The 21,947-nt window shown below is 68.1% G+C and carries 22 protein-coding genes; 13 read left to right on the forward strand and 9 right to left on the reverse strand.

Annotation, left to right across the window (positions count from 1 at the left end; translation table 11 throughout):
• Positions 1-621: 621 nt before the first annotated feature.
• The 9 genes from ACWF0M_RS17545 (at position 622) to ACWF0M_RS17585 (ending at position 8,955) form a co-directional block, all read left to right on the forward strand.
• A complete protein-coding gene (locus ACWF0M_RS17545) occupies positions 622-1,323 on the forward strand; it encodes a DUF969 domain-containing protein (RefSeq protein ID WP_452236709.1) in 702 nt (233 codons plus the stop codon).
• Positions 1,320-2,291: a DUF979 domain-containing protein gene (locus tag ACWF0M_RS17550; RefSeq protein ID WP_452236710.1), complete on the forward strand. Its 972-nt coding sequence runs from the start codon at positions 1,320-1,322 to the stop codon at positions 2,289-2,291. The genes ACWF0M_RS17545 and ACWF0M_RS17550 overlap by 4 nt, the downstream gene beginning before the upstream one ends.
• A 60-nt stretch (positions 2,292-2,351) precedes the next feature.
• Positions 2,352-3,329, forward strand: coding sequence for a DUF2891 domain-containing protein (locus ACWF0M_RS17555; RefSeq protein ID WP_452236711.1), 978 nt, complete (start codon positions 2,352-2,354; stop codon positions 3,327-3,329).
• Between the two features lie 143 nt (positions 3,330-3,472).
• Positions 3,473-4,660: an ROK family protein gene (locus ACWF0M_RS17560; protein ID WP_452236712.1), complete on the forward strand. Its 1,188-nt coding sequence runs from the start codon at positions 3,473-3,475 to the stop codon at positions 4,658-4,660.
• 14 nt (positions 4,661-4,674) lie between these two features.
• Positions 4,675-5,931, forward strand: coding sequence for a 6-phospho-beta-glucosidase (locus tag ACWF0M_RS17565; RefSeq protein WP_452236713.1), 1,257 nt, complete (start codon positions 4,675-4,677; stop codon positions 5,929-5,931).
• Positions 5,919-6,923: an N-acetylglucosamine kinase gene (locus ACWF0M_RS17570; RefSeq protein ID WP_452236714.1), complete on the forward strand. Its 1,005-nt coding sequence runs from the start codon at positions 5,919-5,921 to the stop codon at positions 6,921-6,923. Before ACWF0M_RS17565 ends, ACWF0M_RS17570 begins: the two co-directional genes overlap by 13 nt.
• A gap of 115 nt (positions 6,924-7,038) precedes the next feature.
• Complete coding sequence (locus ACWF0M_RS17575; protein WP_452236715.1) at positions 7,039-7,752, forward strand: hypothetical protein; 714 nt, start codon at positions 7,039-7,041, stop codon at positions 7,750-7,752.
• A gap of 39 nt (positions 7,753-7,791) precedes the next feature.
• A complete protein-coding gene (locus tag ACWF0M_RS17580) occupies positions 7,792-8,316 on the forward strand; it encodes a hypothetical protein (protein WP_452236716.1) in 525 nt (174 codons plus the stop codon).
• Between the two features lie 360 nt (positions 8,317-8,676).
• Complete coding sequence (locus ACWF0M_RS17585; RefSeq protein ID WP_452236717.1) at positions 8,677-8,955, forward strand: hypothetical protein; 279 nt, start codon at positions 8,677-8,679, stop codon at positions 8,953-8,955.
• Between the two features lie 21 nt (positions 8,956-8,976).
• Here the strand turns inward: ACWF0M_RS17585 and ACWF0M_RS17590 are convergent, their stop codons facing one another.
• A complete protein-coding gene (locus ACWF0M_RS17590) occupies positions 8,977-9,882 on the reverse strand; it encodes a membrane protein (protein WP_452236718.1) in 906 nt (301 codons plus the stop codon).
• Between the two features lie 233 nt (positions 9,883-10,115).
• Here ACWF0M_RS17590 and ACWF0M_RS17595 point away from each other — a divergent pair, with 233 nt between their 5' ends.
• Positions 10,116-10,571: an N-acetyltransferase family protein gene (locus ACWF0M_RS17595; protein ID WP_452236719.1), complete on the forward strand. Its 456-nt coding sequence runs from the start codon at positions 10,116-10,118 to the stop codon at positions 10,569-10,571.
• Positions 10,572-10,617: 46 nt separating this feature from the next.
• On the opposite strand, the gene ACWF0M_RS17600 is transcribed toward ACWF0M_RS17595, so the two are convergent.
• From ACWF0M_RS17600 to ACWF0M_RS17610, 3 genes are all read right to left on the reverse strand, one after another.
• Positions 10,618-11,568 (reverse strand): neutral zinc metallopeptidase, encoded by a 951-nt coding sequence (locus ACWF0M_RS17600; protein WP_452236720.1) that lies wholly within the window; start codon positions 11,566-11,568, stop codon positions 10,618-10,620.
• 186 nt (positions 11,569-11,754) lie between these two features.
• Positions 11,755-13,020 carry a neutral zinc metallopeptidase gene (locus tag ACWF0M_RS17605; RefSeq protein ID WP_452236721.1) on the reverse strand — a complete coding sequence of 422 codons (1,266 nt, stop codon included), beginning with the start codon at positions 13,018-13,020 and terminating at the stop codon, positions 11,755-11,757.
• A gap of 18 nt (positions 13,021-13,038) precedes the next feature.
• Positions 13,039-14,274 carry a neutral zinc metallopeptidase gene (locus ACWF0M_RS17610; RefSeq protein WP_452236722.1) on the reverse strand — a complete coding sequence of 412 codons (1,236 nt, stop codon included), beginning with the start codon at positions 14,272-14,274 and terminating at the stop codon, positions 13,039-13,041.
• A gap of 189 nt (positions 14,275-14,463) precedes the next feature.
• On the opposite strand from ACWF0M_RS17610, the gene ACWF0M_RS17615 reads away from it, so the two are divergent.
• Positions 14,464-15,198 (forward strand): hypothetical protein, encoded by a 735-nt coding sequence (locus tag ACWF0M_RS17615; RefSeq protein ID WP_452236723.1) that lies wholly within the window; start codon positions 14,464-14,466, stop codon positions 15,196-15,198.
• Here ACWF0M_RS17615 and ACWF0M_RS17620 read toward each other — a convergent pair.
• A complete protein-coding gene (locus ACWF0M_RS17620; protein WP_452236724.1) occupies positions 15,195-15,869 on the reverse strand; it encodes a class I SAM-dependent methyltransferase in 675 nt (224 codons plus the stop codon). The two genes, ACWF0M_RS17615 and ACWF0M_RS17620, sit on opposite strands and share 4 nt — an antisense overlap.
• 173 nt (positions 15,870-16,042) lie before the next feature.
• Here ACWF0M_RS17620 and ACWF0M_RS17625 point away from each other — a divergent pair, with 173 nt between their 5' ends.
• Positions 16,043-16,771, forward strand: a complete 729-nt coding sequence (locus tag ACWF0M_RS17625; RefSeq protein WP_452236725.1) for an SAM-dependent methyltransferase — start codon at positions 16,043-16,045, stop codon at positions 16,769-16,771.
• A 21-nt stretch (positions 16,772-16,792) separates the two neighbouring features.
• Positions 16,793-17,215 carry a hypothetical protein gene (locus ACWF0M_RS17630; protein WP_452236726.1) on the forward strand — a complete coding sequence of 141 codons (423 nt, stop codon included), beginning with the start codon at positions 16,793-16,795 and terminating at the stop codon, positions 17,213-17,215.
• A gap of 912 nt (positions 17,216-18,127) precedes the next feature.
• Here the strand turns inward: ACWF0M_RS17630 and ACWF0M_RS17635 are convergent.
• Genes ACWF0M_RS17635 through ACWF0M_RS17650 form a run of 4 tightly spaced genes read right to left on the reverse strand, consistent with a single transcriptional unit; the run spans position 18,128 to position 21,946 of the window.
• Complete coding sequence (locus ACWF0M_RS17635; RefSeq protein WP_452236727.1) at positions 18,128-18,652, reverse strand: MOSC domain-containing protein; 525 nt, start codon at positions 18,650-18,652, stop codon at positions 18,128-18,130.
• A gap of 3 nt (positions 18,653-18,655) precedes the next feature.
• Positions 18,656-19,504 carry a phosphotransferase gene (locus tag ACWF0M_RS17640; RefSeq protein WP_452236728.1) on the reverse strand — a complete coding sequence of 283 codons (849 nt, stop codon included), beginning with the start codon at positions 19,502-19,504 and terminating at the stop codon, positions 18,656-18,658.
• Positions 19,485-20,957 (reverse strand): arylsulfatase, encoded by a 1,473-nt coding sequence (locus ACWF0M_RS17645; protein WP_452236729.1) that lies wholly within the window; start codon positions 20,955-20,957, stop codon positions 19,485-19,487. The genes ACWF0M_RS17640 and ACWF0M_RS17645 overlap by 20 nt, the downstream gene beginning before the upstream one ends.
• The gene (locus ACWF0M_RS17650; RefSeq protein WP_452236730.1) at positions 20,954-21,946 is read right to left on the reverse strand and encodes a LacI family DNA-binding transcriptional regulator; all 993 of its coding nucleotides are present in this window, start codon (positions 21,944-21,946) and stop codon (positions 20,954-20,956) included. Before ACWF0M_RS17650 ends, ACWF0M_RS17645 begins: the two co-directional genes overlap by 4 nt.
• Between the last annotated feature and the right edge of the window lies 1 nt (position 21,947).

The raw sequence follows: 21,947 nt of genomic DNA on the forward strand, positions 1-21,947 counted from the left end.
TGGAGGACCGGACCACATCTACAAGGGCTGCACCCCTATCACCAGCCGAAACACCGACTTGACCACACACTCCGCCGCCTAACCGAACGACGTTGCCCCTAACCCCCCTCGTTCGGCTCTTCTGTCCGATGTGCGGGTGATGGTTCCCCCCATCCGGGTCGTGAGACAGGTAGTGGCGGGTGGGGACCTGGTATTGCCTGTCCGCTGCCGCCATTTCCTGTCCCCAGTCTCCTGACCCGCGCCGATCGCGCCTCTTGGCCGGCGAGCCGGACGACGACCAGAAAACGAGCAAATATCCCTTCGCGTGTGGGGTTCGCCCAGGCGATGGGTTGGGACAGGTTGTGGCGGGTGGGGACCTGGTATTTCAGGTCTCACGCCACGAGTTCCTGTCTCAGGCCACCAGATTCCCCCTTGCCGCCGCGCTCCGGTCAGCCAACCCAGCCCAACCACCCATACATGCGTCACAAGCGCCCCTTTTCCAGCCGTACGGCGACGCGCCGGGACCTCGTGGTCACGGCGCGTTGTCGTGTTTGCGGAAGATTTGTTCGAATGATGCATTGCAGGATCGTTCAACAATCTCCTATGGTGAGCGGAATCGCCCTGTCCCTCCCGGGAGGAACCATGTGGGTTCTGCTCGCCATCGCGGTGGTAGTCGTCGGGTTCGCGCTCCGGATCAACTCGATGCTGGTCGTCACAGCGGCCGGGATCGTGGCCGGCCTGATCGGCGGCCTGTCTCCGGTCAAGATCCTGAACGCGTTCGGCGACGGCTTCGCCGGCAGCCGGTCCGTCACCGTCTTCATCGTCACGCTGCCCGTCATCGGGCTGATCGAGCGCTACGGCCTGCAACACCAGGCCCGCAAGCTGATCAGCAAGCTCAAGGTCGTCACCACCGGCCGGTTGCTGGCCATCTACCTGCTGATCCGGCAAGGCACCGCGGCCCTCGGCCTGACCAGCATCGGCGGTCCCGCGCAGGCGGTCCGGCCGCTCATCCATCCGATGGCCGCCGGCGCCGCGGAACGCCGGTACGGCAGGCTCCCGGAGAAGATGCAGGAGAAGATCAAGGGCTTCGCGGCCAGCGCCGACACGATCGGGTTGTTCTTCGGTGAGGACATCTTCGTCGCGATCGGCTCGATCCTGCTGATCACCGGCTTCGTCGACACGACGTACGGCCTGCACCTGGAGGCGATCGACATCGCGCTCTGGGCGATCCCGACCGGGATCTGCGCGCTGCTCATCCACGGCACCCGGCTACTGCTCCTCGATCGCCAACTGGACAAGCTCGCGGCCGAGGACGAGGCCGCGACGAAGGAGGCCGCGCGATGATCAAGGTCGAGTGGTTCTACTGGCTGTGCGGCATCTTCTTCGTCCTGATCGCGCTGCAGGTGCTCAACGACCGCAGCAACCCGAAGCGGGTCGGCAGCGCGGCGTTCTGGGGCATCCTCGGGGTCTCGTTCGGCTACGGCACGTTCGTGGTGAACAAGGAGGCGCCGTCCTGGCTGCTCGGTATCGCGGTGATCGGCCTGGCGGTCCTGGCCGGCTCGGGCTTCCCGGGCAAGGGCGAGGAACGTACGACGACCCCCGCCGAACGCGTGCACTTCGCCGACCGGTTCGGCAACAAGTTGTTCCTGCCGGCGCTCGTGATCCCGGTGGTCGCGGCGATCTTCGGCGCCTGGCTCGCGAAGGTGAAACTCGGCGACGGCAAGCTGCTGCTGCAGACCGGATCCGCCACGATCATCGGCCTCGGCGTCGCGTCGATCCTCGCGCTGATCCTCGGCACGGTGCTGCTCCGGCCGAAGTCGCCCGCCGTACCGCTGCACGAGGGACGTCGCCTGCTCGAGCACATCGGCTGGACGGCGATCCTGCCGCAGATGCTGGCCACGCTCGGCCTGCTGTTCAACGCCTCCGGTGTCGGCAAGGCGGTCGGACGCGTCACCGATCACCTGATCCCGAAGGGCTCGCTGATCGCCGCGGTCGCCCTGTACTGCATCGGGATGGCGATCTTCACGATCATCATGGGCAACGCGTTCGCCGCGTTCCCGGTGATGACGGCCGCGGTCGGCTGGCCGCTGCTGGTGCAGCAGTTCGACGGCACCCCGGCGGTCGTGTTCGCGGTCGGCATGCTGGCCGGCTTCTGCGGCACGTTGTGTACGCCGATGGCGGCCAACTTCAACCTGGTGCCGGCCGCGCTGTTGCAGATGAAGGACCAGTACGGGCCGATCAAGGCGCAGATCCCGACCGCAATCCCCTTGCTCGCCTGCAACATCGCCATCATGTACGCCTTCGCTTTCTAACGTCCGAAGAAGTGGCGAGACATCCCTCCACTTCTTCGGACGCAACCAACAGGGAGTTCCATGAAGTACGCCGCCGCCTGGGCAGACATCGCCTGCGAGGTGCTCGAGACCCCGTACCCGTACGGCACGGCCCACGCGTCGACGGGCCCGGACGACGTCGATGTGACCCCGGATCGTCTGCACCCGGCGTTCCACGGGTCGTACGACTGGCACTCCAGTGCACACATGCAGTGGTCCCTGGTCCGGTTGCTGACGCTGGCGCCGGACCAGGTCGGCCGCCGTCCGATCGAGGTGCTCGACCAGCGCCTGACGCCCGACGCGATCGCCACCGAGGTCGCGTACCTGCGCGAGCGCCCGTCGTACGAACGCCCGTACGGCTGGGCCTGGGCGGCGATGCTGGTCGCCGCCGCCCACAAGTTGCCTGAGGCAAAGAAGTGGGCGGACGCGCTGACTCCGTTGACCGAGGTGATCGCCGACCACGTCCTCGGCTGGCTGCCCCGGCAGGCGTACCCCGTCCGGCACGGCGTCCACCTGAACAGCGCGTTCGGGCTGGCGCGACTGCTCGAGGCGTACGGCGACCTCGGCCGGGACGATGTCGTCGACGCGATCCGGAGCCGCGCCCTGGAGTGGTTCGGCGACGACACGGCGTACGACACCCGCTTCGAGCCGTCCGGGACGGACTTCCTGTCACCGGCACTTTCCGAGGCCGAGCTGATGAGCCGGGCGCTGCCTGCCGTCGAATTCGCGGGCTGGCTGACGAACTTCCTGCCGGGGCTGGGTAAGGATGCGCATCAGCACCTGCTTGAGGTGCCGGTGACGGATGACTCTGGTGACGGGCAGTTGGCGCACCTGTCCGGGCTGGCCTTGTCACGGGCGTGGCAGCTGCGGACGATCGCGCCGGCGCTGCCGGACGTTGCCGACGTACTGCGAGCTGGTGCGGACCGTCAGGTCGACGCGGTACTGCCGACGGTCACCGACGGGGACTTCATGTCGACGCACTGGCTGGTGTCGTTCGCCCTCCTGGCCGACCAGGCATAGCCGTACCAGTCCAGCTAACGCACACTGATTGACACCTGAGCTCCTCCGCCGTACGGTTTCGGGCTAATAGGAAACTTTCCTAACAGTCTGAATTGTCAGCGCGGCGTGTACCCGCGGGCGGCGAAGGGAGGCAGGGTTGGCTCATGGCAACAACACCCGGAACGCCGCGCCTGCTGCGCGCGATGAACGACCGCGCCGCCCTGGACCTGCTGCTCAGCCAGGGCCCGCTCTCCCGCACCACGCTGGGCAACCTGACCGGACTGTCCAAGCCGACCGCATCCCAGCTGCTCGCGCGGCTGGAGGCTGCTCGGCTGGTCCGCCCGAGCGGTACCACCGCCGGCCGCCCCGGCCCGAACGCGCAGCTGTACGAGATCAACGGCGGCATCGCGTACGTCGGTGGGCTGGACGTCACGCCGACCCGGATCCGTGCCGCCGTGGCCGACCTGGCCGGCAACGTGGTCGGCCACTACGAGCTGGCCACCCCGGGCCGCAGCGCGAAGGGCACGGTGGACCGTGTCCTCAAGGCGATCGAGGGCGCGGCCGGCGAGGCGGGCCTGAGCCGTGAGCGCCTGCACCGGGTCACGATCGGCACGCCCGGCGGGTTCGACCCGACGACCGGCCGGCTGCGGTACGCGACCCACCTGCCCGGGTGGCATGCCCCGCATCTGCTCGAGGAGCTGGCCGCGGCGATCGCCGTACCGCTGGAGGTCGAGAACGACGTCAACCTGGCCGCGATCGCGGAGCAGCGCGTCGGCCACGCCCGGGAGCACGACAACTTCGTGCTGCTCTGGGGCGAGGAAGGTATCGGCGCCGCGATCGTCATCAACGGTCGCCTGCACCGCGGCGCGACCGGCGGCGCCGGCGAGGTGGCCTTCCTGCCGCTTCCGGGTACGCCGTTGGTTCGCAACGTCGGCCGCAACAACGCCGGCGGTTTCCAGGAACTCGCCGGCGGCGAACCGGTCCTGGAGCTCGCGCGTGAGCACGGCCTGAAAGCTCGTACGCCGGAGGCCGCGATCGCGGTCGCGCTGCAGACCGAGGGCGCGGGCGACGCCGTACTGAGCGAGTTCGCGCACCGGCTCGCGGTCGGTCTGGCCGCGATCGTCGCGGTCGTCGACCCGGAGCTGATCGTGCTGGCCGGCGGCGTGATCACCGCGGGCGGCGAACGCCTGCGTGGCCTGGTCCAGGACGAGCTCGCCGATCTCGCCGTACCGCGGCCGCAGCTGTTGATGACCGCGATCAGCACCGACCCCGTGCTCTCCGGAGCACTGCAATCCGCACTGAGCACCACCCGCGACGAGGTCTTCGATACCGCGGGACCACCGATTACCTAGTAGGAGCCTGCAGCGTGAAACTCACAGTTGTTGGTGGCGGGTCCACCTACACGCCCGAACTGGTCGACGGGTTCGCGCGGTTGCGGGACACGTTGCCGGTGTCCGAGCTGGTGCTTGTCGACCCGGCTGCTGACCGGCTCGAGCTGGTTGGCGGGCTGGCGCGGCGCATCTTCGCCAAACAAGGACATGCCGGCCGGGTGATCACCACATCCGACCTGGACGCGGGTATCGACGGCGCTGACGCGGTACTGCTGCAGTTGCGGGTCGGTGGGCAGGCTGCGCGCAACGAGGACGAGACGTGGCCGTTGGAGTGCGGTTGTGTCGGCCAGGAGACCACAGGTGCCGGCGGCCTCGCGAAGGCGTTGCGGACGGTACCTGTCGTGCTGGACATTGCCGAGCGCGTACGGCGTACCAACCCGGACGCGTGGATCATCGACTTCACCAACCCGGTCGGGATCGTGACGCGGGCCCTGCTGTCACACGGGCACAAGGCAGTCGGGCTGTGCAACGTGGCGATCGGGTTCCAGCGCCGGTTCGCCGCGATGCTGGGGGTCACACCGGAGGAGGTGTCGCTCGACCACGTCGGACTCAACCATCTCACCTGGGAGCGCGCGGTCCACGTCAACGGCGAGAATGTGCTGCCGCAACTGCTCTCCAAGCACCTGGGCGAGCTGTCGGACGACCTGCACCTTCCGCCGGACCTGGTGCGACAGCTGGGCGTCGTGCCGTCGTACTACTTGCGCTACTACTACGCACACGACGCAGTGGTGCAGGAGCTGCTGACAAAGCCGTCCCGCGCCGCTGAGGTCGCTGCACTCGAGAAAGAGCTGCTGGACCTGTACGCCGACCCGCAGCTCGACGAGAAGCCCGCACTGCTCGAGAAGCGCGGCGGCGCGTACTACTCGGAGGCAGCTGTCGCACTCGCCTCGTCCCTGCTGAACGACACCGGCGATGTGCAGGTCGTCAACACTCTCAACAACGGCACCTTCCCGTTCCTGCCTGATGACGCTGTCATTGAAGTACCGGCCACGGTCAACGCACAGGGCGCGAAGCCGGAGCCGGTGTCCCCACTGGAGACCTTGTACGCCGGACTGGTCGCCCACGTGACGGCGTACGAGGACCTGGCGCTGGAGGCTGCCGTGAAGGGCGGATCCGTGCGTGTGTTCCAAGCTCTGCTGGCGCATCCACTGGTCGGGCAGATCTCCATCGCACAGGAGCTGACGGACAAGCTGCTGGCGCACAACAAGGACTACCTCCCGTGGGCGCGCTAGTCCCAGGCGGTGTTCTCGCCTTCGACGCCGGCAACAGCAAGACCGACGTCGCCCTGGTCGCGGCCGACGGCACAGTACTCGGTACGGCGCGTGGCGGCGGGTTCGAGCCGCAGCGGATCGGAGCCGCGGCCGCAGTGGACGAACTGGAGCCACTGGTCCTGGCTGCGGCGGCCGCGGCCGGGCTGCGCGTTGGCGACGTACCGCTGGTGCAGCAGATCTCGGCGTGCCTGGCCAACGCCGACCTGCCCGTCGAGGTCGAGCAGCTGACCGCTGCGTTCGAGGAACGCGGCTGGGCCGAGTCGGTGTACGTCACCAACGACACCTTCGCGCTACTGCGCTCCGGGGTGGACGAGCCGCGCGGTGTCGCCGTCGTGTGTGGCGCGGGCATCAACTGCTCCGGAATGCTGCCGGACGGGCGGACCGCACGGTTCCCGGCGCTAGGGAAGCTGACTGGCGACTGGGGTGGCGGAGCGCAGTTGGCCGAAGAGGCGTTCTGGTCGGCGGCGCGAGCAGACGACGGTCGCGGGCCGGCCACCGCACTGCTCACTGCACTGCCGATGCACTACGGGCTGCCGTCGCTGACCGCGGTGATCGAGGCGTTCCATTTCGGTGAGCTGCCGGCCGAGCGGCAGTTGGAGGCGGCGCCGGTGCTGTTCCAGGTCGCAGCCGCCGGCGATCTTGTTGCCCTGGGCATCATTCAGCAGCAGGCCGAGGAGATCGTCGCGATGGCCTCGAGCGCGTTGCGGCGCCTCGACCTGCTCGGCGAGCGGGTCACCGTGGTCCTCGGCGGCGGCGTGCTGACCGCAGGACACCCGGTCCTTCTCGACCGGGTCACGAAGCTGCTCGCCGAGGTCGCCCCGAAGGCGGTCCCGCGCGTGGTCGACGTACCGCCGGTGGTCGGGGCGGCGCTGCTCGGTCTTGACCACACGGCCGCCGGAGCGAGCGCTCAGGAGCGGTTACGTGCCGCATTCGCGCCGCCACCGGCCGCTTGACCCCTCCTCCCCGCCCCGAGCGGGATATTGCAGCCCTGTTTCATTGGCGGCTGATGCAAACTCCCAGGTGCGGTGTGGCGTCCCACCAGTAGGACCACATCCACTCGGGAGGTCGATGATGATTCGCAGGATCATTGGTCTTGGCAGTACGACGGCGCTCGCGTTCACCGCACCGCTCCTTCTCACCGGCGCCGCGCCGGCCAACGCCGGCACCACCTCTAGTTGCAGCAGGCTCGCGTCGGCAACGAACATCTCGGCGGCGTCGTACGCCGACCGACTCGTCCGCGCGTGGGGCAGCGGTGCGACCGCAACGGCCAACTGTTACGCGTCGACGGCCACCGCGCGCACGCTCTACGGACAGGCCCTGCCTGGCGGGATCCACTGGCGGCGCGTCTCCACCGAGGGCGCCGCGGGGACGATCTATGTGACGTACCACGACGACGCACGCGGCGGGAACCTCACGATCGGCGTACTGAACGTCGGTCTGCGCGCGGCGGACGGCTGGCATGCGGCGTACACAGCCAAGTTCAGCGGCGAACCGAAAGCGTGGAACGCGGTGCAGTGGTCGGACAACCTGGTCCGCGCGTGGGGCCGCGGGGACGCGAAGTGGACGGCGTACTACGCGACGCCGACCGCCGTACGGCAACTGCACAAGGTCGCCGCGAAGGGCGGGCCGCACTGGACCCGGATCGCGACCGAGGGAGCAGCCGGTACGACGTACGTGACCTATCGGAACGACGTCACCCGGCACACGCTGGTGATCGGCGTGTCGAACGTCGGCCTGTCGCAGGGTGATGCGCACGCGGCGTACACGGTCCGCTACCACTAGTTCCTTGAGCTCGACCTGTTCGGGTGTAATCATGATTACATGAGTACGCAGACCGAGCAGGAGAAGGTGCGGGGCTGGCTGACCGGGCGGTTGCCCGGCGACTGGTTCGACGGTGACATCGAACTGGAGATCGACCGGGACGAGATCCTGATCGTCGGCCGAATCCCCGCACCTGAGCAGAACAAGGACGTGAGCGCGGCCGAGCGCTCCGCCGCCGAGGACGGCCGGATCAAGCAGTTCCGCGAGGACACCCGCGAGCGCCGCATCGAGATCGCCCGCGAACTCGAGCACGCCACCCGCCGGAAGGTCGCGTGGGGTGTGCGCTGCGGCGAGACCCGGACCGTCTTCACCTCACTGTCCGCACCCGTGATGACCCGCCTCCGCCAGCCCGAACGCCAGGTCCTCGACACCCTCGTCGACGCCGGCGTAGCCCGCTCCCGCAGCGACGCCCTCGGCTGGTGCGTCAAACTCGTCGCCCAACACAGCGAAACCTGGCTCGCCGACCTCCGCGAAGCCATGACAAAGGTAGAAGAAGTCCGCAAAGCCGGCCCAGACAACACCTAACAGGTGCCCACCTGGCACGGGTCCGCGGGCGGAGCTAGTGTCCTGCGCCTGAAGTCCGTTACACAAGTTGATGGTGGGCGGTTGCCCAGCATCGGTGCCGCCAAGCCCCCCACCACCGGATCTGGGGAGCAGAACCCACCCAAATCAGCCTGTAGCACTCCCCAATCGAAACGAATCGACCCGCGGATCCCGGCGACTTACGCTGCGAATTTCAGAAGCAGGACCCTAGCGCGCCGTACCGGTTTACGTGTCCGATCGCGGGATGTGTAGGGGGCCAGGGGTAACACAACCCGCGACTGGTGAACCTGCCAGGGGCTGGCGCCAAGCCCGACAGGCGGGGGATCCGGCCGTGGTGGGCAGATGGGCAGTGTCGATGTTGTCCTTGACCAGCACCGGAGGCTGTGCAGCGGCCCACCGATCCGGCCTGCCGCGCCGTTCGGCGTCGAGGGCGGCGGCATGCTCGAACGCGCGGATTTCACGATGCAGATCGCGTTCGCCAGGGGATCCACCTCAGCGATCCGCGCCAGAAGATTCTCAATCTGTTCGGCACTGTTCGTCCGGGCGGGGTACGCGGCAGCTCGGCTCATGCCGGCGCCACGAGACGGGCGGCGATCCGATCAGGATCGCCGCCCGTTGTGAGGAGAAACCGGAACTGCCTGGTTACTGGCCCTGCGGCCAGTTGCCGCTCGGCGGGGTTCCGTTGGACCAGTTGCCGCTGCTGTGCGCCGCCGGGTGCTGCTCGGGCTGGGCCGGCTGGGTGGGCTGGGTGGGCTGGGTGGGCTGCTGGTAGCCGCCCTCGTAGTTGCCCTGGTAATCGCCCTCGTAGTTGCCCTGGTAATCGCCCTGGTAGCCGCCCTGCTGCGGGTACGCCGTCGTGCCGTTGTCCATCCCGTTCTGCGCGGCCGGCTTGACCATCTTGTCCTTGTCGAACAGGTTGCCCAGCGCCCGGCCGGCCATCTCGCGGCCCCCGAGGCCGAAAGCGAGACCGAGAGCGAGAGCGGCGCCCGCGAGGACGATCAGCAGCGTGTTGCCGGTGAGCTGGACCGCGACACCGAGCTGGGTCAGCGCGGCGAAGGCGGCGTACACGAGAACGGCGTACCGGGCCACCTTGGCCAGCGTCTCGTTGCCGGTCGCACCGCGGATGATCGCGGCCAGGAAGTTGGCGAACAGCGCCGCCAGGCAGACGATCACGATCGCGGCGAAGATCCGCGGGATGTAGCCGAGCATGTCGCTCATGAAGTTCGAGATCTCCGGCACGCCGAGTGCGGAGGCGAACATCGTGAAGCTGATCAGGAACACGAACCAGAACACGACCTTGCCCAGCACCGCCGAAGCGGTCAGCCCCGTGCCCGACCGTTGCAGAACACTGGAGACGCCGGCCCGTTCCATCCAGCCGTCGAAGCCGACCCGGCCGAGCAGCCGGCCGACGAGATTGCCGAGAATCTTGGCCACGAAATAGCCGATGACCAGGATGACCAGGCCGCCGAGCAGGTTCGGGATGAACGACAGCAGTTTGCTGAACGCATCCTCGAACGGTTGGGTGAAGTCGATTGCTAACGCTGACATCAGATGTTCCTTCCGGACTGGCCCGCATCCGCTGTCGGCGCATAACTGCCCCGACCCCGGCACGGGCGGATGCAGTGGTGTCCAGTATGACTCGTACCCTCAGATGCCTTGAGCAAACAACTTCGCAGGCGCGGCGGGCAACGAAAAGTGTTTGCATAAGGCAATCACCAATGCCGTACGTCGGTACTTACCCTGCCGACTGAACCGCTTCAGGCATTTGCGATCCTGTACCCATGAACGATGTCGTGATCCGCCGCGCCACCGCTTCCGACGTTGCCGCGATCGTCGAAATGATCGCCGACGACCAGCTCGGCGCCACCCGCGAGTCGCTCGACGACCTGACGCCGTACCTGGCCGCGTTCGAGCAGATCGATGCCGACCCCAACCAACTGCTGGTAGTTGCTGATCGCAACGACGAGGTGATCGGCACGCTCCAGCTCACGATCATCCCCGGCCTGTCCCGCCGCGGCTCCACCCGCGGCCTGATCGAAGCCGTCCGCGTCGCCGCCCCCGCCCGCGGCTCCGGCCTCGGCAGCACCCTGATCCGCTGGGCCGTCGAAGAATCCCGCACCCGCGGCTGCACCCTCGTCCAACTCACCTCGGACAAGTCCCGCACCGAAGCCCACCGCTTCTACACCAACCTGGGCTTCGCCAACACCCACGAGGGCTTCAAACTCAAACTCCGGTGACACCGCCCGCCAGCGCCTGCACCACCCCACCCACCGGCGGCGCATCTCAGCTCACCCGTTCCGCGGGTGCGACCCACGTGTTGCAGGCGGCCGGCGACATGGCGCTGAAGGCGGCCGCGGCCCACTCGGTGTTACTTTGGGACGATCCGTGATCGCGCGCGGTCGCCGGCGGGTGGTCACCGTACGACGCCTCCCACTGGTACTGCTCGTACCTGGCGCCGTACAGGTCGAGAGGGGTCTGATTCGCGCCGAGGAAGGCGGAGCCGAAGCAGGACGCCTGCAGTTCGTGGCGGCGCATCGGCTCGAGGTGAGCCGGTCCGGTGATCTCGCCCCACCGATCGTCGTAGTACGTCGAGATCCCGACGAGCTGCTGCACGTGGTGCCCGAACTCGTGGGCCATCGTGACCAGGGTGTACACCTGCGCCGCCACGTGGCCGTACTCCTCCCAGTCGACGAGCTCGGCCCAGTCGAAGTAGATCCCTGAGTCCTCGGGGCAGTAGTACGCGTGGTCCTTCTTGCCGAAGGTGCCGCAGGCCGTCTCCGATCCCTCGCGAACGGCGTACACGGCCGACGGCCGGAACTTGACGCCCGCACGCACCACCACTGGCTTCCAAGCTCGCTGCAGACAGTCCTGGAACGCGCTCAAGTACTGCTGCACAGCCTTCTGCGATCGCAACGCAACATCCGGCAGCACACAAGCCACCGCCGGAACCTCGCCGGCCGAGTAGATCTTGTTGCGCACCAGGTGCTTCTGCCCCCGCACGCTGTACGTCGGAGTAGCCAGCGCCTTGCTCGGCACCACCCGCGGCTTCGGACTCGGCGTCACACTGGGACTCGGCGTCGGCGTCCCACTCGGACTCGACGTCGGTGCCGCACTCGGACTCGGCGTCGCGCGCGGGGCAGGCGTCATCTCCGGCGCGGCAACCTGTCGAGAGCAACCGCCGGCCAGCACCCCGGCGACGAACACTGCCACGACTCGTTCCACCGTACGCCGCATGTCAGCTCACTCGCTTCGCTGGTACGACCCACGTGTTGCACGCGGCCGGCGAGGCCGCAACTCGTCTTCGTGCCCTGATCGACGGCGCGGTTGTCGCGGCTGCGACGGGGTCGCCCGACCGCGCACATCCACCGGCAACGACGACGAGCAGCCCGGCGACCCCGATCAGAGCCGCTCGGCGCACGCTCAACTCACCTTGGCGGCGGGGGCGCTGAAGGTGTTGCAGAGTTTGGGGTCGGCGGCCTTGAAGGCCGGCTCGGACCAGAGCCAGTGGTTCTTGCGGGAGCCGTGGTCGCGGATCTTCTTCGGGTTGTACTCGTCGCCGCTGTGCTGGGTCTGCCACTCCCACAGCTCCAGCTTGCGCCCGCTGAGGCCGAGGGCCTTCTTGTTCGCGCCGAGGAAGGCAGCGCCGAAGCAGCTCGCCTGCAACTCGGTACGTCGGCTCCACTCGAGCTCCTCGGCCTTCGTCTTCGCCCACCCCTCGCGGGATCCGGCGGCGGTGAGCATCTCGGTGAGGTTCTGCACGTGGTGGCCGTACTCGTGCGCCATCGTGTCGATCATCCACACCCGTGCGGAGAGCGGATCGTCCTTGTAGTCCTTGAGGTCCGCCTTCCAGCTGACGTAGATGCTCTCGTCGGCCGGGCAGTAGTAGGCGACGTTCTTCTCACCGGTGCAGGTCGCGGCGGTGGCCTGGTTCGTCTGCAGCACCACCTTCGGCGAACGGAACGGGTAATGCGCGTTCTTCAGCACCGGCGCCCATGCCTTGTCCAGGCAGGGCAGCAGAGCCCGGTAGTACCTGAGGATCGCCGACTGCGAGTCCGGCTTGATCGCCGGCTCCTTGCAGTTGACGCTCGCCACCTTGCCGGCCGCGTAGATCTCGTTCTGGCGGAGGCGGACGACGTCCGGGGTCACCGAGGCCGTGACGGTGACCGTGGGGTTGGGCGGGACGGGGAGTGGGGCCTGGGACTTCTTGACGGAAGGCTGGGACAGCGGGCGCTCGACTCCGTAGGAGTTGACGAGTTTGAACCCGCCGATGGTGGCGCCGGTGAGCATCAGGATCACCACGATCGACAGGCCGACGACGATCGGCCGGGAGTACTGGCGCGGCGGGCTGACCGGTGGTGGTTCGGACGTGAACTGGGCGCCGGCGCGGGACGGGTTCGAGTGCCAGCCGGTCGGGCGGGGGCCGCCGACGCGGCGCGTGCCGGTCAGCGGTGTGAGCGGTACGCCGGTCTGCGGTGCCACGGGCGGGCCGCTGTACTCACTCGTCGTACCCGGTTCAGTCGGCAGTGGGCGCGCCTTGCGGCGCACGGGGGCGTCGTCGAGCGACACCGAGCGGGCCCGCCCCAGTCCGGGCTGCGCGCTCTTCAGGGTCAGCGGACGGCTGCCGGCCGCCGGCTCACCGGACGCGAAGTGCCCAGGCCCCGGCGCACCTTCCTCGGAGTCAGGCATCGATCGTCCTCATCTCGCTCATCTGACCTTGGCGGATGCTGCGACGAAAGTGTTGCAGGACCCGGGGTTGATTGTCGCGAGGCCCTGGTTCATCCACAGCGCGAGGCTCTTGCTGGAACCGTGGTCACGGACCTTGTCCTTGGTGAACTCGTCGCCGCGACGCTGGATCAGTCCGTTCCACTGCCGCAGCAGTTCGCCGCGCAGCGGGAAGCTCGCCTTGGCCGCGCCGAAGAACACTGCGCCGAAGCAGTACGCCTGCAGCGCGGCGCGCCGGTTCATCTCCAACTGCGCGGCCTTGCTCGCCGCGGTGTCGGCGAGGTTGTCGGACGCCTCGGCCATCCCGGTCAGGTTCTGCACGTGTACGCCGTACACGAAACCGAAGGACTGCGCCATTTCCGCGCGCACCGCGGCCTTGTTCTTCGGGTAGTCCTCGACGATGGACTGCCACGGCATCGTCGCACTGCCGCCGTGCTCGTCCTGGCAGTACAGGGCGAGGTCCTGCTGTACGCCGCAAGCGGTTTCGTCACCGTCGTCGAAGATGATCAGGTTCGGCGACCGGAACCCGAACCCGGCCTTGGTGACGACCGGCTCCCAGGCCTTGTCCATGCACGCGATCAGCGCCTGGTAGTACGAGCGGACGTTTTCCTTGGACGTCGGCCGGAACGCGGGTTCCGGGCATTTCGCCGCGGCCAGCGCCCCGGCGGCGTAGATCGCGTTCTTTCCGACGATGTCGGTGTCCGGGGTGCCCTTGCCGACGGGTGCCTTGGTCGTCGGTGAGCCGCTCGGCACCGTGGTCGGCATCGGGTTCATGGAGATTCCGCCGCCGGAAATCACCTTGACCGCGAACGTCGCGCCGCCGCCGAGAACGAGCAGCACCGCGGCGACCATCAGCGCGATGAGGCCCTTGGACCGCTTCTTCGGCATGAACGGCAACGGCTCCGGGTGGAACACCTCCCGGTACGCCGCAGCGGCGCGGTCGTCGGCCGGCGGCGGGCCGAGCCGGCTGCCGGAAAGCGTCGTACGGCGAGAGTCGATCCGGGACCCGCTCAACTGCGGCGGCGTCGGCGGCGCTTCCCCGCTGAGCCGCGGCGTGGGTGCCGCCAACGGTGCCGAAGTCCCCGGCGTCCGGTCGTCAGCCTGCGGCTTACTGTCGTTGCCGACCGTCTGGTCACCGTCGCCGCCAGGCAGGAAGTGACCAGGCTTGGGTGCCGGCTTGTCCGCCATAAGTGTCCGCTTCTCCCCAGTACCGGTCATCGCCGGTCCCCACCCGATAAATCAGAAAGACCGGAACACCCCCAGTGCCGGCCGCCGCACGATATTACGGCCTGGACCGCCATCCCGAGAACCGCATTGCAGCTATTGACATCATTCCGCGACCGCCCGCCACCGGACAGCTACGGAACGCATCCGCCCAACTACACCCTCAGCTGGCACTCTGGACAGATGGACCGCTTGGAACCCGAGGCAGCGCTGGCGTTGTGGGCCGCGTTCCCGGTCGACCGGCAACCGCGTCCGATCGTGCTGATGAGCTTCAGCCGCGGGCCTGGCGGAGCCCCGATGCTCGAGGACAAGACGTCGGTACTGCGGCATGCGCCGGTCATCTCGGACGTGAGCATGCCTCCGTGGCTGCTGGAGGCGTTGCAGCCGGATCCGACACCGCACTGGCAGGTCGACCCCGTGCGGGTGCGGTCGGTACGACGCGCGTACCCGGAGTTCCGGACCGATCGGGGACACCGGCCGCTTCCGGCGTACCGGATCGAGTTCGTAGGCCCGCAGTTCCCTCCGGGGAAAGCACCGGACCCGAAGGCCGAAGGGATCGGATACCCGCCGATGCACGTACTCGATCCAGCAGTCAGGCTCTGGTGGCCGGACGGGCTGAGCTCGGACTATCGGGGTGGGTTGAGTGGACTGCCGCCGGCGGTGCTGACGGGTGGTGGGCGGACTGTGCACTGGATGGTGCACGGGTCGCCGCCGGAGTACACGGACATCTGGGTGGACGCGGTGCACGAGTCGCGGACAGCGGTGGTGCTCGTCCTCGGAGGTGGGATCCGCCCGGGAGTCACAGCGGTCCCGCTGGTGGGGGTCGGGCGGTTGGTGATCGCGAAGTTGGCTGCCCCGCTAGCGGGTCGGGTGTTGTTGCAGACCAATGGGATTCCGATCGAGGTGGTTCCGGCCTAGCGGCGGCCGTGGGCGAGGAAGTGGGGGCTGGCTGCTTGGAGCTTGGGGTCGGATTCGACCTGGCGGGCGAGGAGTGCGGCGGCCGGGAGGAGTGTCTCAATCGTGTCGGGGGCAGCGTTCTCGAGGATGTTGCTGGCGGGGCCTTCGATGCCGAGGACCTCTACGTCGGCCAGGCCGGCGGTGGTGAGTTCGGTCGCGAGTTCGTCGGCGTGATGGAAGTAGGCGACGGTGAATCCGCTGGACCCGTCGATGCGGCCGGACTCGAACGCGTCGACGAACAGGGGCAGTCGCTCCTCGGTCAGCGTGCCGTTGCTGCCGGCCTCGAGCAGACCGCCGTACCGATTGATGCCCGCAGCGACCACCAGCCCGCCCGGCCGCGTCACCCGTACCGCTTCCGCCAGCGCCCGCGCACGATCCGCCGCCTCAACCAAGTGGTAGAGCGGACCGAGCAGCAACGTCACGTCCACACTCGCATCCGCCTGCCGGAGCGCCCGAGCATCGCCCTCCTCCGCCGCGAAGGTCCCGATCGACGCGGCCTGCTCCACATGCTCCGGAACCGGATCGACCAACGTCACCCGATGCCCGTCCGCCGCAAGCCATCGTGCATGTACGCCGGTCGCACCACCCACATCCAGTACGTCGGACGCAGGCGGGAGCCAGCGCCGCAGCAACTCCTGGGTACGCAGGAACTCGAGCCGGCCGTGCCCGCGGACGACCAGCCGATCGTCCTCGACGTACCGGTCCCGATAAAGGAGCGAATCACCGGATCAAGTTGAGTCATGCACCCACTCTGCCTGCCGAAAATGCCAGGCACATCCCGTTTTGATCTCGCTACCCTGTGCTGGTGGCGGACCTGAAGCACGACGACTACCCGCGAGCCAACGAGTACGACGCGAACTGGCTCCTGGCCGGTGACATGGGCCCGAATCCCCTGTGGTTGCTGGAAGATCTCGCCCGCGAGCTTGACCTGCGCCCGGGGATGCGCGTGCTCGACCTCGGCTCCGGCAAGGGCGCCACCGCGGTGTTTCTCGCCAAGGAGTACGGCGTACAGGTCTGGGCCGCCGACCTGTGGGTCGACCCAACGGATGCAGCCGCCAACATCGACTCCCCGGACGTTGTGACGTTGAAGGTGGAGGCCCACACGCTGCCGTTCGCGAAAGGGTTCTTCGACGCGATCGTCTGCGTCGACGCCTACGAGTACTTCGGTACCGCGGACAACTACCTGCCCTACATCACCTCCTTCCTCAAACCCGGCGGACAACTCGGCGTCGCGACACCGGCGATGACCCAGGAGATCCGCGAGCTCGGGCACATCCCGGAGCACATCAAACAGTTCGTCGGCTGGGAGGCGCTCGCCTGGCACACCGCGGACTGGTGGCGGTTCCAGTGGGAGATCACCGAACTCGTCGACGTCACCGCTGCGCGCCTGCAGGAGAACGGCTGGTCCGACTGGATCAGATGGTCCCGCGCGGTCTCGGAGTACCGCGGCGAACGCGACACGTCGCTCGACATGCTCGAGGCCGACAACGGCCAATACCTGACCTTCGCCGTCCTCGCCGCCCGCAAGCACTGAAGAACCTGGCATGCTGGGGGCATGAGCTGGGCTGTTTACGCGATGCGCGGGCCAGGAGGCGTACGGCGCCTCGACGACATGCCGGTCGACTACGAGCCGCCGGCCGTCGGTACGGCGACCGACGTGGTGGCCAAGGTCCGGGAAGTGGTACCGGACGTCGACACGAGCAAACCGTCCTGGCTGGCGCTGCGAAGTCCGGACTACGACGTCGAAATGACCATCGGCAAAGGCGTCGAGGTCCGCGACATCACCTTCTACCTCAACGACGGCCCCCGGTCGATCCCGATCGTCATGGAAATCAGCCGCCGCTTGGGCGTCACCCCGTACGACACCGAATCCGGCAACTTCCTCACCGAAGAATCCCGCCCCCCGGTCCCCCCACCCCTGACCCCCGACGAAATCAAAATGAACAAACCCAAATGGTGGAAACTCGGCCGCAAGTAACCCCACCTCTCCAAGCAACACCAGCACCAGGAACACGCGCGAGACTCGTGGAACACGCGCGAGTCCCGTGGAACACGCGCTGGGGCCTGAGCACAGGCGCGGGGATCTGAGAACAGGCTATTACCTGTCCCACGCCCCCGCCCCCTGTCCCCACACCCGCAACCCACCACCACACCTCCCCCGCGCAGCCCCACACGCCCAACCGGCCCCCGCGCAGGCAGGTGCGCTTGCTCGATCGTGGTACTCCGGGGTCTAGGCCGGTGCGCTCGCTAGGCCGTCGTACTCCGGGGCCTAAGCCCGCGCGCCGGGGCCTGGGAACAGGCAATTACCTGCCCCACGCCCCCGCCCCCTGTCCCCACACCCGCAACCCGTCACCGCACCACCCCGACGCAGCCTCACACGCCCAACCGACCCCCGCGCAGGCCGGTGCACTCGCTCGGCCGTCGTACTCCGGGGCCTGAGCCCACGCGCCGGGGACTGGGCACACGCAATTACCTCTCCCGCGCCCCCGGCGCCTGTTCCCACACCCGCAACCGGTCACCGCATCCACCGGCCGCAGGCGCACTCGTCCCACGGCCCCGCGGAGGCCGGCGCCCTTGCTCGACCGTCGTACTCCGGGTCTAGGCCGGTGCGCTCACTCGGCCGTCGCACTCCGGGGTCTGAGCCCGCGCGCCGGGGACTGGGAACAGGCAATTACCTGTCTCGCGGGTCCGGCGCGTGTCTCCAGGGTCGGGCGGTGGGTGTCTTCAGGCGGGCGGTGGATGTGGGGGCGGACGCTGGTTGTCTTCAGGGCGGTGGCGCGTGTCGGGCGGGTGGCGCGTGTCGGGGCGGGTGGTGGGTGTTTTGGGCTCGGGCGGGGGTGTTAGTGGGTGGTTGCCGGACGACACATCCTGTCCAACTGAACCAAACCGCTCAGTCGAGGACGGTGAAGTCGGTTGGGCCGAGGTGGAGGGTGCCGGAAGTGAGCGGGGTTGCGCGGATGCCGCCGTGGCCGCGTAACGCGTTCATCGCGCCGGGCGCCAGGACCTCGTCCATCCACGCGCACGGGTTGGCCGGGCGGTTCGCCTGGAAGGTGATGGAGCCGAGTGTGAAGCGGCGGCCGGCGACACGGGTGCCGTCGGCCAACCGGCGGGCGGCGAGTTCGTCGATCGGGAAGCCGCGGAGGGTGATGTTGCGCCGGGTGAGATGTGGGTCGAGGGTCGCGTCCAGGTTGAGGACGCGCTGGACCTCGTCGAGGGAGGCTGCGTCGATGAGCGTGACGGCGGCGTTCTTGTGGATCGCTTGGGCGTAGTACCGGTCGCCGACGATGCCGAGGCCGGCGCGGATCTCGATCTCGGTCCGCGCGACCGGTTCGGAGTCGGGGCGTGGGCCGTCCTGCGCTCGTCCTTCGAACGCGTGCTGGCGGGAGACGACGAAGGCGACGAGTTCGACTCGCATGGTTCAGCCCCAGGTGAGCGGGTCGAGGAGGCGGAAGAAATGCAGGCGGCGCGGGTCCGGGTCCGGTACGCCGTACACCTCGAGGAACGGCGCCGGGTCGGCGGACCACTCGTCGTGGAGCTGGATCGTGGTGAGCGCGAGGTCGGCGTACCGGTCGGCGATGCCGAGGCGTCCGAGGTCGATGAGGCCGGTGACTTCGAGAGTTTCCGGGTCGAAGAACACGTTCGGCAGACACGCGTCGCCGTGGCAGACGACCGGTTCCAGGACGCTCTCGATATAAGGGCGCTCGGCAACTACTTGGCCGAGGAGCTCCGTCGGTTGCAGCTGGCGCCATTCGTCGGTGAGGAACGCCGGGTTCACAGCACCACGGCGTACGACGTCGGTCGCGGTCGCGATCACGTCCGCCAGCGGCCGCTCGAACGGGCAGTCCGTCAGCGAGTGCAACTCACGAAGAATCACGCCGAGGCTCCGCATGGCACGCTCATGCGCCGCAGGCGAGAGCGTGTCGCCGGGAACACCCGGCACCGCCGAGGTCACCAGGCAAGCACCACCCGAGGAATCCCCGACCCCGCCACCAGACGGCGCCCCGGCTGCGCCCTGCAACCCCGGTCGGCCTGCCAGCCCGAGTCCGTCCGCCAGCCCGGGTGCTTTCGGTAGCTCGAGCCAGTCCACAACCGTTGCCGCGGGCAACCCGGTTCCCGCGAGCCAGTTGATGCGGTCGCGTTCGGCGATCAGGTCAGGAACGCCGGACGGGCCGCAGCACTTGGCGAAGACGTCTCCTCGGCGGTAGACCGACGTGTCGGACTCGCCGATGTCGACGGGGATCCAGTCGTCAGACGGTGGCGCGTGCAATGCGTTCCCTTGTGTGGTTGAGGATTGCGGTCACCGGACGTCCGGTCACCAGCTTGCCGCCGGCAACGAAACCTTCCTCGCGCCCGGTCAGGTCCTGGATCAACCGCGCCCGCCACAACTCGAGAAGCTCAGGCTCGGACTTCACCAGGTTCCGCAGCTCCCCTGGATCCTCGACGAGATCGAACAATTGCTCCACGCCGAGCGAAGAACCCCAGACGTACTTGACCTTCCCATCGGTCACCCACTGCAGAGATTGCCCGAAATGCAGATGCTCACCGTGCAACCACTCCCGCACCGGCACCGATTCCCCGCGCAGGAACGGCGCCAGCGACACCCCGTCCACCGACGACGGAATCGGTACGCCGGCAAGGTCCAGCAACGTCGGCATCACGTCGCGCAACTCGACCACCTGATCGACAACCCCGCCGCGCACCGCACCACCAGCCGAAGCACGGTCCGCGACGATGAACGGTACTCGCGCCGATCCCTCGTACGGCACCGACTTCCGGAACATCCGGTGGTCGCCCATCATCTCGCCGTGGTCGGACGTGAACGCGATGATCGTGTCGTCGTACACCCCGAAATCGACGAGCGCCTCACGGATCCGGTTGAGCTGCAGGTCGATCTGCGCCATCAGCCCGTAGTACCCGGCCCGCGCGCGATGCACGACGCGATCCGGCAGGTCCCCGATCGACGCCTGATAGTCCCCGTCCCGCCGGAACTCGTCCCAGTCGCCCTCCCAGTCACCAAGCGTCTGAGAGTACGGCGGCAAAGCGTCGTACTGCGAGAACGCCCACGCCGGCGGGTCGTACGGCGGATGCGGCCGATGGAACGACAAGTACAAGAAGAACGGCCGCGAAGGATCGCGCCGATACAGCCAGTCGATCGTAGAAGTCCCGATCCAATGAGTCGGATGCAACGACTCCGCCTTGTCCCACGGCCGCGCGACCACCGAGTTGCAGTTCACCCCGTGGTCGAAGTACTCCGCGTCCGGCGAAACTCCCGGCTGCCGCCGCAGCCACGGCACGTAGTCGTCGAAGAACCCGAACTGCTGCCGGTAAGAACGCCGCGAGTGGTGCAGGAACCCGTCGTGCAGGATCACGTCGTCGAATCCGAGCCGCGCCCGCTCCGGCCACACATGCATCTTCCCGATCGCCTGCGTGTGGTACCCAGCGCGCCGGAACTCGCCCTGCACCGTCACCGGATGCGCGGCATCGAACGGTACGCCGTCCGTGTACCCGACGCGCCCGTGCCGCTCCTGCGACTGCCCGGTGAACAACGCCACCCGGGCCGGCACACACGTCGGCGTCGCGGAGTACCCGCGGCTGAACCGCACCCCGTTCCGCGCGAGCTCGTCCAGATGCGGCGTCTCGACGTACGGATGACCGGCGCACGACATCGCGTCGCCCCGCCATTCGTCGACACAGATGAGTACGACGTTGGGTTGGCTCAAGAAGACTCCCGGACGATCAGTTGCCAGGGGAAGTCGAACACCTCACCGGGTGCGCCTTCCCGGTCGGTCAGCCTGCTCACGATGATCCGGGCGAGCGCCTCGTTGAACCCGACCGGTCCGACGGTGGACAGCGACGGGTCCAGGTTCTCGCCTTCGGGCGTGTTCCCGACGCCGACGATCGCCAGATCTTTCGGTACGTCGATGCGCAGCCGGTGCGCCGCCCGCACGGCCGCGATCGCGGCGAAATCGGTCGTGCAGTAGAGCGCGGTCGGCCGATCGGGCTTGGACAGCAGCGCCATCGCGGCCCGGTACGCGCCCTCCGGGTGCTGCTCGAAGACCTCGATGTGGTCGCTGCGGATCGGCTTGCCGGCGGCGCGCAACGTGTTGACATAGGCGTCGAAGCGGGCGAACCCTGTGGTCCGCGAGGTGAGCGCGCCGACCAGGTCGTGGTGTTCCAGCAGGTGCTCCACCGCCAGGTGGCAGCGCGGCTCGGCGCCGGACCGGATCACGTCGAAGCCCTCCGGCTCGAGGGTTTCGCTGAACGCGACGATCTGCACGCCCTGCGCCGCGAACGCCTCCAGTTCGGCGACCTGTTCCGGCTCCGGTTTGATGCTGTCGATGAAGATGACGTCCGGCGTCCGATTGGCCAGCACGGTCCGCCAGTCGCCGTCCGCGACGATCAACGCGGTCTTTCCGAGCGGGGTCACCGCCGTACTGACCGTGGCCGCGACCGCCTGCGACCACGGGTCCGCCAGCACGCTCAGCGACAGCAGCACGAGGTCGGACTTGCCGGTCCGGATCGCGCGGGCCGCGTCGTTGCGCCGATATCCCAGGCGCGACGCGGCCGCGCGGACCCGGTCCGCGGTCGAGTCCTTGATCGTGTGGCTGCGGTGCCGTCCGGACAACACGTAGGAAACGGTCGCGACCGAGACCCCGGCCTCCTTCGCCACCATCCGCAGTGTCGGCCGCTCAGCCAAAGGTGAGGACATA

This window comes from Kribbella sp. NPDC055110 (assembly GCF_053607525.1).

Bases quoted from the DNA above. Each gene is read 5' to 3' on its own strand.
- ACWF0M_RS17605 (WP_452236721.1), bottom strand. From the start codon at position 13,020: ATGCCTGACTCCGAGGAAGGTGCGCCGGGGCCTGGGCACTTCGCGTCC.
- ACWF0M_RS17560 (WP_452236712.1), top strand. From the start codon at position 3,473: ATGGCAACAACACCCGGAACGCCGCGCCTGCTGCGCGCGATGAACGAC.
- ACWF0M_RS17575 (WP_452236715.1), top strand. From the start codon at position 7,039: ATGATGATTCGCAGGATCATTGGTCTTGGCAGTACGACGGCGCTCGCG.
- ACWF0M_RS17555 (WP_452236711.1), top strand. From the start codon at position 2,352: ATGAAGTACGCCGCCGCCTGGGCAGACATCGCCTGCGAGGTGCTCGAG.
- ACWF0M_RS17545 (WP_452236709.1), top strand. From the start codon at position 622: ATGTGGGTTCTGCTCGCCATCGCGGTGGTAGTCGTCGGGTTCGCGCTC.
- ACWF0M_RS17590 (WP_452236718.1), bottom strand. From the start codon at position 9,882: ATGTCAGCGTTAGCAATCGACTTCACCCAACCGTTCGAGGATGCGTTC.
- ACWF0M_RS17635 (WP_452236727.1), bottom strand. From the start codon at position 18,652: ATGCGAGTCGAACTCGTCGCCTTCGTCGTCTCCCGCCAGCACGCGTTC.
- ACWF0M_RS17585 (WP_452236717.1), top strand. From the start codon at position 8,677: ATGGGCAGTGTCGATGTTGTCCTTGACCAGCACCGGAGGCTGTGCAGC.
- ACWF0M_RS17630 (WP_452236726.1), top strand. From the start codon at position 16,793: ATGAGCTGGGCTGTTTACGCGATGCGCGGGCCAGGAGGCGTACGGCGC.
- ACWF0M_RS17595 (WP_452236719.1), top strand. From the start codon at position 10,116: ATGAACGATGTCGTGATCCGCCGCGCCACCGCTTCCGACGTTGCCGCG.
- ACWF0M_RS17580 (WP_452236716.1), top strand. From the start codon at position 7,792: ATGAGTACGCAGACCGAGCAGGAGAAGGTGCGGGGCTGGCTGACCGGG.
- ACWF0M_RS17615 (WP_452236723.1), top strand. From the start codon at position 14,464: ATGGACCGCTTGGAACCCGAGGCAGCGCTGGCGTTGTGGGCCGCGTTC.
- ACWF0M_RS17550 (WP_452236710.1), top strand. From the start codon at position 1,320: ATGATCAAGGTCGAGTGGTTCTACTGGCTGTGCGGCATCTTCTTCGTC.
- ACWF0M_RS17650 (WP_452236730.1), bottom strand. From the start codon at position 21,946: ATGTCCTCACCTTTGGCTGAGCGGCCGACACTGCGGATGGTGGCGAAG.
- ACWF0M_RS17610 (WP_452236722.1), bottom strand. From the start codon at position 14,274: ATGACCGGTACTGGGGAGAAGCGGACACTTATGGCGGACAAGCCGGCA.
- ACWF0M_RS17600 (WP_452236720.1), bottom strand. From the start codon at position 11,568: ATGCGGCGTACGGTGGAACGAGTCGTGGCAGTGTTCGTCGCCGGGGTG.